This window comes from Nioella sp. MMSF_3534, assembly GCF_030732985.1.
In the GTDB taxonomy this organism is placed as follows: domain Bacteria; phylum Pseudomonadota; class Alphaproteobacteria; order Rhodobacterales; family Rhodobacteraceae; genus Nioella.
On the sequence record NZ_JASHJX010000080.1, the window covers coordinates 1 to 9,605 of the forward strand.

A 9,605-nucleotide genomic window follows, 5' to 3' on the forward strand; every position below is an offset into this window, starting at 1 on the left:
CACCCAGAAGGGCGCGCGGGTGTCCAGCCCGGCCAGCAACCCGCCCAACATCGGCCCCAGCACAAAGCCGACCCCAAAGGCCGCAGATAGCAGGCCGAACCGCGCCGCGCGTTCATCGGGTCTGGTGATGTCGGCCATATAGGCATTCGCGGTGGCATGTGTGGCCGATGTGATGCCGCCCAACACCCGCCCCACCAGCAGCCAACCGATGGTGCCCGCCAGCGCCATGATCACGTAATCCAGCGCCAGCGCCCCCATCGAGATCAGCAGCACCGGCCGCCGCCCGAACCGGTCGGACAGGCTGCCAAGGATCGGTGAAAACACGAACTGCATGACGGCAAAGACCGCCGCCAGGATCCCGCCCCAGACCGCCGCGTCGGACAGGTCCACGCCCTGCACCTCGCGGATCAGGTCCGGCATCACCGGCATGATCAACCCGATCCCCATGGCGTCGAGCACCACGGTGATCAGGATGAAATAGAGCGGAAGGCGGTCAGTCACCGGCCACCGCTTGCGCGAAGGCCCGCGCCTCGTCGGGGGCGGTCCCCATTGCGGTCAGCGGATCGGTGACACCGGCCAGCGGCGCGCCGGGATGTGCGGCCTCCAGCAGGTCCAGCAGCGGTGTGCCCGTCGCTATGGCCTCCTTGCAGGCGGATTTTACCACGGCCTGCGCCTCCGGTCGCGGCATGTGTGCGGCCAGCGCGAAGGACAGCGCCTCCGCATGGATCAGGCCGAGCGGGTCGTTCAGACGCGCCGCCATGACCTCCGCCTGCGGCTCCAGCGTTTCGGCCAGATCGGCGGCAATGGACAGCCCCTTGGCCACGCCCATCACCATCGCGGGTAGGCTCAGCCATTCGGTGAACCACGCCGCCCCGTCCCGTTGCTGCCGGTGCAGCGCCGCGCCCTGCACGGCCCCGTTCAGCGCCTGCACATGGCGCGCCAGCGCAATCAGCACCGAGGCCCCCACCGGATTCTGCTTCTGCGGCATGGTGGAGCTTTCGCCCGCCCCCGCAAACCGGACCTCGCCCACATCGCTTTGGGCCATGGCCATCAGGTCTTCGCCCATCTTGCCGAGGCTGCCCGCCACCAGCGACAGCCAGCCCGCCAGGTCCGCCACATGGTCTCGCGTCGCGTGAACCGACCGCCCCGGATCGGCCAGCCTCAGCGCCTCTGCCAGGGCCGCCCGCGTGTCCGCCGCCTTCGGCCCAAGCGCCGCCCCGGTTCCCGCTGCCCCCGACAGCGTGACCACCAGCAGCCGGGGCTTCAGCGCCGCCAGCCTGTCCTTATGCGCCAGCCAGGGCCAGCCCCAGCCTGCCGCCACCGCGCCGAAGCTGGTGGGGTTCGCGGTCTGCCCATAGGTGCGCGCCACCATCGGCGTGTCGGCATGCGCCTCTGCCAGCCGCGCCAGCGCAACCGCCAGCCGGTCACCCCGCGCCTCGATCAGTGCCAGCGCCTGCCGCAACCGCAGGGCCAATCCGGTGTCGATGATGTCCTGCGACGTCGCCCCCCAATGGGCATATTGTGCATGCTCCGGCGCCTCCATCTCCTTGCGGAACGCCGCAACCAGAGCGGGCACGCAGACGCCATTCTGCCCGGTGGCCTCCGCCAACCCCGCCGGATCGATCTGCACCTCCAGCGAGGATCGGTGGATGAAGGCGGCACTGTCTGCCGGGATCACGCCAAGCGCGCCCTGCACCTTTGCCAGCATGCCCTCCACCACCAGCATGGCCCGGATCTCGGCCGTGTCGGTGAACAGCGTCGCCACCTCCCGGTCGGTGAACAGGTCACGGTAAAGCGCGCTGTCGAAGGGGCTGATGCTCATGCCGTCTCTCCATGTCCGATGGCGGTAAGGAACCCGGTTAGCTTTTCGGCGAAAAGCGGGGCAGAGTCCACGCAAGGCAGATGTCCGGCCCCGCGCAACAGCTCGAACCGCGATCCGGGGACCAGGTCCGCCAGGTCCCGGACCAGATCCGGCGGGGTAGCCCGGTCCTCTGTCCCCGCGATCACCAATATGGGCAGCCGCAGCCCGCTTGTCGGGGTGATGAAGTCGGTTCCCGCAATCGCCGCGCAGACACCCGCATAGCCCTCCGGGTCCTGCCGCGCGACCATGGCGCGGATCCGCGCATCGCCGCCACAAGCGCGGACCCGGCGCGAGAACCACCGCGCCATCAGGTCGTCAGACACCGCTGCCAAGCCGCCCGTCTGCACCGCCTCGATCCGGTCCTGCCATCCTGCCTTGGTGCCGATCTTGGGCGCGGTCCCCGACAGCACCAGCGCCCGCACCTGGTCCATCCGCTTCACCGCCAGCCCCTGCGCGATCAGCCCGCCGACCGAAAGGCCGACAAAGACCGCATCGCGCACCGCCAAAGCGTCCAGCAGCGCTTCCGCATCGCGCACCAGCGATCCCATGGAATAGGGCCCGGCGGGCACTTCGCTGCCCCCATGCCCACGCAGATCATAGCGGATCAGCCGATAACAGCCGGGCAGCAGGGCGCAAAGCTCATCCCAGATCGACAGATCCGTCCCGAGCGCCGACGCGAAGACCACCGGTGCCCCGTTCGGATCTCCCCCTTCAACCACATTCAGCGTCACATGCCCGATATCGACCTGCGCCATCTTGCAGCCTCCCTTTTCGGCGTCCTTCTCCGACACCGCCCCGCAAACTGCAACCCGCCCTTTCATCTTGGCCAAAATACCTCCGCCGGAGGCATCCAGACCCATCCACCCAAGCGACCGCCGGGCATTCAGGACCACCCGCCCCGATATTCCGTGGCAACGCGGCCCGAGGAGGCCCCCGCGAAAGCGGGGGTTGACGAGGGCCGCTCCCCGGTCGACGCCGCAGGCGGCGAAACCGCTTTCCGCCTGCACGCATGATGTACGGGGGGTGTACGGGGGGTGTACGCATGGCACCCCCCGATTTGGCCCCGGAAATGTCGCGACGGAACACGCGATTTGCCGCTCTCGCCTCTTGAACCCTGCCACCATGCCCCGCAGTCTCGTCCCAAAGCGCGAGGGAGGAATCGCCACATGACAAAAGTCAAAGCCGCCGTCTGCCACGCCTTCGGCGAGCCGCTGAGCATCGAGGAGATCGAGCTGCGGGCGCCGATGCAGGGCGAGGTCGAGGTCAGGCTCGATGCCGTTGCCATCTGCCATTCCGACATTTCCTTCATCGACGGCGGATGGGGCGGCGACCTGCCGGCGGTGTATGGCCATGAGGCGGCGGGCCGGATCACCTCGGTCGGCCCCGGCGTCACCGCGTATAAGCCAGGCGACAAGGTCTTGGTTACGCTCATAAAATCCTGTGGAACCTGCGGCTCCTGCGCCTCCGGGGCGCCGGTCTATTGCGATGGCAACACGCCCGTTGATCCGGCCATTCGCCTGCCCGACGGCACCGCCGTGACCAAGGCCATGGAATGCGGTGCCTTTGCCGAGGCCGCCGTGGTCCATCAAAGCCAGCTTGCCCCCCTGCCGGACGACATGCCCGCCGATGTGGCCAGCCTGCTGGCCTGCGGCGTGATCACCGGCATCGGCGCGGTGGTGAACACCGCAAAGGTGCGTCCCGGCCAGAACGTGGTGGTGATCGGCGCGGGCGGTGTCGGGCTCAACGCCATTCAGGGCGCACGCATCGCCGGGGCCGCGCGCATCATCGCGATGGACATGTCCGAGGATAAACTCAACGATGCCAAGGGGTTCGGCGCGACGGACGGCATTCTCGCCACCCAGTCCGAACCCTGGAAGGCCGTGGCCAGGATCACCGGCGGCAAGATGGCCGACGCGGTCTTCGTCACCGTCGGCGCGATCCCGGCCTATGAGCAATCCCTGCGCCTGCTGGCCCGAGGCGGCACCATGTATGCCGTGGGCATGCCCCACAGTGGCGCAATGGCGGAATATGAACCGGTGATCATCGCCGCCGTGGGGCAGGGGATGAAGGGCTCCAAGATGGGCGACGCGGTGCTGCCGCGCGACATTCCATGGATGGTGGACATGTACAAGCAGGGCCGTCTGAAACTGGACGAGCTGATTTCGAACCGCTGGACGCTCGACCAGATCAATGAGGCCATCGCCGACACCAAGACCGGCCACGCAAGACGCAACGTGATCCTGCTCGGCGAGGCGTAACGCCCCGTCAGTCCCAGGAGTAGACCACAACACCCGACTGCGCCCGCCCCCCAAGGCGGGCGTAGAGCGCGCGGGCCGGGGCGTTGTCATCCTCGGTCGCCAGCCAGATCGTTTCGCAGCCCATGGCGCGGGCTTCCGTCAGCACAGAGCGCCCAAGCGCAAGCCCGATCCCGCGCCGCCGCCAGTCTTCGTGTACGCCGATTTCGTCGAGGTAGAGGCTTGGAGCCTTGTCCGGCATCAGGACAACCGCACCAGAGGCCATCCCGACAAGCGCCCCATCGGCAAGCGCCCCGATCAGCAGCTGTCCCGATGCCCGCAGCTTGTGTCGCAACTGCTCGGGGCGAACCGGCCCGTCGAACACCCCGTCGCGGACAGACAGGACGAGGTCGGCATCTTCCAAGCCGAGGCGGCGAATCTCGATAGCATCCATTCCAGAGCCTCCTTGCCCAACCGTGCCGGGCGGGGCAGGGTGGCACAAGCACAGCCGAGGGAGCAGCCGCATGAAACTGGCCGATCTGGAAATCTTCGTCATCGCGCCGCCCAATCCCGGCATGGGCGGGCGCTACTGGATCGTGCCCAAGCTGACGACCTCCTGCGGGATTGTGGGCTATGGCGAGTGCTACGCCTCCTCGGTGGGGCCAGAGGCGATGCGCGCGGTGATCGCGGACGTGTTTCAGCGCTATTTCGAAGGGGAAAGCCCCGAGAATATCGAACGGATCTTCCGCCGCACCTATTCCTCGGGCTTCACGCAGCGGCCCGACCTCACCGTCATGGGCGCCTATGCGGGGTTGGAAATCGCCTGTTGGGACATCCTCGGCAAGGCGCGGAACCGGCCCGTATGGGCCCTGATCGGCGGCAGGATGAACGAGCGGCTGCGGGCCTATACCTACCTTTATCCGCTCGCCCATCACCACCCGACGGAATTCTGGATTTCACCGGACATGGCGGGCGAGGCGGCAGCCGATTGCATCGCGCGCGGCTACACGGCGGTCAAGTTCGACCCGGCAGGCCCCTACACCATGCGCGGCGGCCACATGCCCGCCATGTCCGACATCACGCGGTCGGTGGCCTTCTGCAAGGCGATCCGAGAGGCCGTTGGCGACCGGGCCGACCTGCTCTTCGGCACGCACGGCCAGTTCACCCCCGGCGGCGCGATCCGGCTGGGGCAGGCGCTGGAGCCCTACAGTCCCCTGTGGTTCGAGGAACCCACGCCGCCCGACAACCACGCCGCCATGGCCGAGGTCGCCCGCGCGGTGCGCATCCCGGTCGCCACCGGCGAGCGGCTGACCACCAAGGCCGAGTTTGCCGACGTCCTGCGCGCGGGCGCGGCCACGATCCTGCAACCGGCGCTTGGCCGGGCCGGGGGCATCTGGGAGGGCAAGAAGATCGCCACGCTGGCCGAAACCTTCGGCGCGCAGATCGCCCCCCACCTCTATGCTGGCCCCGTGGAATGGGCGGCGAATATCCATCTGGGCACCACCTGCCCGAACCTGCTGCTGGTCGAGACCATCGAGACCGACTTCCACCGCGACCTCATCGGCGGCACGATCCGGGTGGAGAACGGCTTTGTCCACGCGCCGGAGGGGCCGGGGCTGGGGATCAATTTCAACGAGGACCTCGCCCGCGCCCATCCCTGCGACCGCACCGGTCTGCACCTGGAAATGCAGGACGCAGCCTGCGACTGGCAGAACGGCAACGCCTTCGCGGGGGGCTCGCCGGACTGAGGCACACCGCCTGTCCGCCACGCGATATCCGGTTTCCGGAATTCGCGGCAATGTGGCCGCGCATGATCCCGGCCCGCTGAAAGAACGAAGAAAATGGCGATCCCGCGAGGACTCGAACCCCGAACCTGCTGATTAGAAGTCAGCTGCTCTATCCAGTTGAGCTACGGGACCGCTGTGCTCTAGATGCGCGACCCGGAGGGCGAACGCAAGGGACAAGCTGTGTCAAATCTCGCGGGTCATGAAGGTGGACAGGGGATCGTCCGCGTAACCTGCATAGGGGCCGCAGGGAATGAATCCTGCGCGGGTGTAAAGCGACCGGGCGGCTGCGTGATCTGTGCCCGACCCGGTTTCAAGGCTGATCCGGGCCACCCCGCGCGACCGGGCGTCGGACAGCATGCCCTCCAGCAAGGTCTGACCTGCACCGCGTCCCCGGGCGATGTCGCGCACATGCATGGATTTCAGTTCTTCATGTCCCGGACCGATGCCCACCAAAGCCCCGATGGCCAGAAGCCGGTCATTGTAACGCAGGGAAAAGAGCCGCGTGCCTGCGCCGGTCAGGTCATCGACCGATTTTACATGACAACTGGCATGCGGGGTCTGGGTCCGCATCAGTGCCTCGTGAATCTGCAACAGTTCGACCACATCCGCGTGACTGGTGTCTTCCAGCGTCACGGTCAGGCGGCCTTGGCAGGTCATCCTGTCAGTGGGTCCAGACCTGACGGCGGTTGGTGGCGAAGTTTTCACCATAGCCGCCCTTGCGGATATTGGCCTTGCGCTTCTGCGGCTGCAGGACGACGGCCTCGATCCCGTGCTCCCGCGCATAGGCCTGCGCGGCCTCAAGACTGTCGAAGCGCAGCTTGACCTGGCTGTTCATGTCGCCCGATCCGGTCCAGCCCATCAGCGGATCGACCTCGCGCCGTTCAGCCGGTGCAAATTCCAGCACCCAGGTCTTGGTCTTCCCAAGGCCGGACTGCATCGCGTTCCGGGCCGGCTGATAGATTCGTGCGCGCATCGGGCCACTCCTTGGCAGGTCACGGGGCTGTCTTATCATGAAACACGGTGCCGGATGCAACGGTCAATCTGGTCGCGGGAGGGGGAGAAGCAGGCTGCCGGCCGGGCTCGTGGAGCGAGTGTGGGGTGGGTGGTGCGAGGCCGACCGGCAACCGTTTTGCTGCTTGCCATGCGACCTTAGGGTGGGGAGGCATCGGGCAGCAAGAAAATACTCCCGCAGATTTCTTACGAAATCGTTTAAAATTCAGCGCAGTACGCGCCCGCGTGATTTTCTTTCGCGCAATGCACCCTGCTGACAGAATGCTGTCACGAGATGTCAGCTATGACACCGCCACCGGAAACGCCCGGCGAAATTCCCCGACGCCCCCTTGCAGGCGAACAAAAAGAGATCATTCTAAGGGGCAACTCAAGGATAAATGCATGCCCTATTCGACCACCGACCGCCGTGACATCGCAGAGGCCGCCGCCCCCCGTCCCAAGCTGGAGGGCGGCAAGCGCTTCGCCATGCACACCACCTTTCAGCCCGCAGGCGATCAGCCCACGGCCATCGCGGAACTGGCCGAGGGCGTGATGGGTGGTGAACGCGATCAGGTGCTGCTTGGCGTCACCGGCAGCGGCAAGACCTTCACCATGGCCAAGATCATCGAGGAAACGCAGCGCCCGGCGATCATCCTTGCTCCCAACAAGACGCTCGCCGCGCAGCTTTACGGGGAGTTCAAGGGCTTCTTCCCCGACAACGCGGTGGAATATTTCGTCAGCTACTACGACTATTACCAGCCCGAGGCCTACGTGCCGCGCTCGGACACCTATATTGAAAAAGAAAGCCAGATCAACGAACAGATCGACCGGATGCGCCATTCCGCCACCCGGTCCTTGCTGGAGCGCGATGACGTGATCATCGTGGCCTCTGTCTCCTGCATCTACGGCATCGGCAGCCCCGAGACCTACACGGCCATGACGCAGGATATCGAGGTCGGCAAGGAATACGACCAGCGCGCCGTCATGGCCGACCTCATCGCGCAGCAATACAAGCGCAACGATCAGGCGTTTCATCGCGGCACCTTCCGCGTGCGGGGCGACAGTCTGGAAATCTGGCCCTCTCACCTTGAAGATCGCGGCTGGCGGCTGTCCTTCTTCGGGGAGGAGCTGGAATCGATCACCGAGTTCGACACGCTGACCGGGGCCAAGACGGACGTTCTGGAGAAGGTCCGCGTCTACGCCAACAGCCACTACGTGACGCCCACGCCGACGATGAAACAGGCGATCAAGGGCATCAAGGCGGAGCTGACCCTGCGGCTGAAACAGCTAGAGGACGAGGGCAAACTGCTGGAGGCGCAACGGCTGGAACAGCGCACGCGGTTCGATCTGGAGATGCTGGAGGCGACCGGCGTCTGCAACGGGATCGAGAACTACTCGCGCTACCTGACGGGCCGCGCCCCCGGCGAACCGCCCCCCACGCTCTTCGAATACATCCCCGACAACGCCATCGTCTTCGCCGATGAATCCCACGTCTCCGTGCCCCAGATCGGTGGCATGTACCGGGGCGACTACCGGCGCAAGTTCACGCTGGCCGAACATGGCTTCCGCCTGCCCTCCTGCATGGATAACCGCCCGCTCAAGTTCGAGGAATGGGACGCGATGCGGCCGCAATCCGTCTTCGTCTCCGCCACCCCCGCCGCGTGGGAGCTGGAACAGACCGGCGGCGTCTTCACCGAGCAGGTGATCCGCCCCACCGGCCTTCTGGATCCAGAGGTCGAGATCCGCCCCGTCACCACGCAGGTCGATGACGTGATGGACGAGATCCGCAAGGTGACGGCGGCGGGCTTCCGCACGCTTGTGACCACGCTGACGAAACGCATGGCCGAGGATCTGACCGAATACCTGCACGAACAGGGCATCAAGGTGCGCTACATGCATTCCGATATCGACACGATCGAACGGATCGAGATCCTGCGCGACCTGCGGCTCGGGGCCTTCGATGTGCTGGTCGGCATCAACCTGCTGCGCGAGGGGCTCGACATCCCGGAATGCGGGCTGGTGGCCATTCTGGACGCGGATAAGGAGGGCTTCCTGCGCTCCGAAACCTCGCTGGTGCAGACCATCGGGCGCGCCGCGCGGAACGCCGAGGGGCGCGTGATCATGTATGCCGACCGGATGACCGGCAGCATGGAACGCGCCATTGGCGAAACCAACCGCCGCCGCGAGAAGCAGATGGCCTATAACGAGGCCCACGGGATCACGCCCGAGACGGTGAAGAAGAATGTCGAGGATATTCTGGCCGGTCTCTATGAGGGCGATGTCGACATGGCCCGCGTCACCGCCAAGGTGGACAAGCCCCTGCACGGCGCCAACCTTGAGGCGCATCTGGAGGGCCTGCGAGAGCAGATGCGCAAGGCCGCCGAGAACCTGGAATTCGAGGAAGCCGCCCGCCTGCGGGATGAGGTCAAACGGCTGGAAACGGTCGACCTGGTGGTCTCGGACGACCCTTTGGCGCGTCAGGCAGCGGTGGACGCGGCTGTGGAGGGGGCCGCGAAGGCCTCGGGCCGGTCAACGGCAGGGAGGCCCGGTCAGAGGGGCGGGAAGAGGAGGAGGGGGTCGCAAGCGTAGGGTGGGCAGGTCTGCCCACCACTCCGCCTATAGCGTGTCAAAAACGGTGGGCAAACTGCCCACCCTACGGGCATCGTTCTCCGAAATCGCCCTCGATCTCCACACCCACCCATTCCGGATCGCCCCGCCCGGCCCCGATGTCCC

At 66.3% G+C, this 9,605-nt stretch carries 9 protein-coding genes and 1 tRNA gene; 3 read left to right on the forward strand and 7 right to left on the reverse strand.

The annotated features are described in order from the left end of the window. The 3 genes from RBB16_RS19970 to pcaD all read right to left on the reverse strand — a co-directional run. The coding region (locus RBB16_RS19970) for an MFS transporter (protein WP_306047791.1) at window positions 1-501 on the reverse strand (501 nt) is incomplete at its 3' end. Beyond that, window positions 494-1,822 (reverse strand): lyase family protein, encoded by a 1,329-nt coding sequence (locus RBB16_RS19975; protein ID WP_306047792.1) that lies wholly within the window; start codon window positions 1,820-1,822, stop codon window positions 494-496. The genes RBB16_RS19975 and RBB16_RS19970, both read right to left, overlap by 8 nt. Continuing rightward, on the reverse strand, window positions 1,819-2,616 hold the full coding sequence (pcaD, locus tag RBB16_RS19980; protein ID WP_306047793.1) for a 3-oxoadipate enol-lactonase: 798 nt from the start codon (window positions 2,614-2,616) through the stop codon (window positions 1,819-1,821). Before pcaD ends, RBB16_RS19975 begins: the two co-directional genes overlap by 4 nt. Window positions 2,617-3,027: 411 nt before the next feature. Here pcaD and RBB16_RS19985 point away from each other — a divergent pair, with 411 nt between their 5' ends. Further along, window positions 3,028-4,119: a Zn-dependent alcohol dehydrogenase gene (locus tag RBB16_RS19985; protein WP_306047794.1), complete on the forward strand. Its 1,092-nt coding sequence runs from the start codon at window positions 3,028-3,030 to the stop codon at window positions 4,117-4,119. A gap of 7 nt (window positions 4,120-4,126) precedes the next feature. On the opposite strand, the gene RBB16_RS19990 is transcribed toward RBB16_RS19985, so the two are convergent. Continuing rightward, on the reverse strand, window positions 4,127-4,549 hold the full coding sequence (locus RBB16_RS19990) for a GNAT family N-acetyltransferase (protein WP_306047795.1): 423 nt from the start codon (window positions 4,547-4,549) through the stop codon (window positions 4,127-4,129). Window positions 4,550-4,619: 70 nt separating this feature from the next. Here RBB16_RS19990 and RBB16_RS19995 point away from each other — a divergent pair, with 70 nt between their 5' ends. Continuing rightward, window positions 4,620-5,843: a mandelate racemase/muconate lactonizing enzyme family protein gene (locus RBB16_RS19995; protein WP_306047796.1), complete on the forward strand. Its 1,224-nt coding sequence runs from the start codon at window positions 4,620-4,622 to the stop codon at window positions 5,841-5,843. Between the two features lie 94 nt (window positions 5,844-5,937). On the opposite strand, the gene RBB16_RS20000 is transcribed toward RBB16_RS19995, so the two are convergent. From RBB16_RS20000 to RBB16_RS20010, 3 genes are all read right to left on the reverse strand, one after another. After that, window positions 5,938-6,014 (reverse strand) — tRNA-Arg (locus RBB16_RS20000). Between the two features lie 51 nt (window positions 6,015-6,065). Then, complete coding sequence (locus RBB16_RS20005; protein WP_306047797.1) at window positions 6,066-6,539, reverse strand: GNAT family N-acetyltransferase; 474 nt, start codon at window positions 6,537-6,539, stop codon at window positions 6,066-6,068. A gap of 4 nt (window positions 6,540-6,543) precedes the next feature. Further along, complete coding sequence (locus RBB16_RS20010; protein WP_071691033.1) at window positions 6,544-6,855, reverse strand: ETC complex I subunit; 312 nt, start codon at window positions 6,853-6,855, stop codon at window positions 6,544-6,546. A 419-nt stretch (window positions 6,856-7,274) separates the two neighbouring features. Here RBB16_RS20010 and uvrB point away from each other — a divergent pair, with 419 nt between their 5' ends. Beyond that, a complete protein-coding gene (uvrB, locus tag RBB16_RS20015) occupies window positions 7,275-9,461 on the forward strand; it encodes an excinuclease ABC subunit UvrB (RefSeq protein WP_306047798.1) in 2,187 nt (728 codons plus the stop codon). Window positions 9,462-9,605: the final 144 nt, after the last annotated feature.

Coding starts and splice junctions, on each gene's coding strand:
- RBB16_RS19995 (WP_306047796.1), top strand. CDS start 4,620: ATGAAACTGGCCGATCTGGAAATCTTCGTCATCGCGCCGCCCAATCCC.
- RBB16_RS19985 (WP_306047794.1), top strand. CDS start 3,028: ATGACAAAAGTCAAAGCCGCCGTCTGCCACGCCTTCGGCGAGCCGCTG.
- RBB16_RS19975 (WP_306047792.1), bottom strand. CDS start 1,822: ATGAGCATCAGCCCCTTCGACAGCGCGCTTTACCGTGACCTGTTCACC.
- RBB16_RS20005 (WP_306047797.1), bottom strand. CDS start 6,539: ATGACCTGCCAAGGCCGCCTGACCGTGACGCTGGAAGACACCAGTCAC.
- RBB16_RS19990 (WP_306047795.1), bottom strand. CDS start 4,549: ATGGATGCTATCGAGATTCGCCGCCTCGGCTTGGAAGATGCCGACCTC.
- uvrB (WP_306047798.1), top strand. CDS start 7,275: ATGCCCTATTCGACCACCGACCGCCGTGACATCGCAGAGGCCGCCGCC.
- RBB16_RS20010 (WP_071691033.1), bottom strand. CDS start 6,855: ATGCGCGCACGAATCTATCAGCCGGCCCGGAACGCGATGCAGTCCGGC.
- pcaD (WP_306047793.1), bottom strand. CDS start 2,616: ATGGCGCAGGTCGATATCGGGCATGTGACGCTGAATGTGGTTGAAGGG.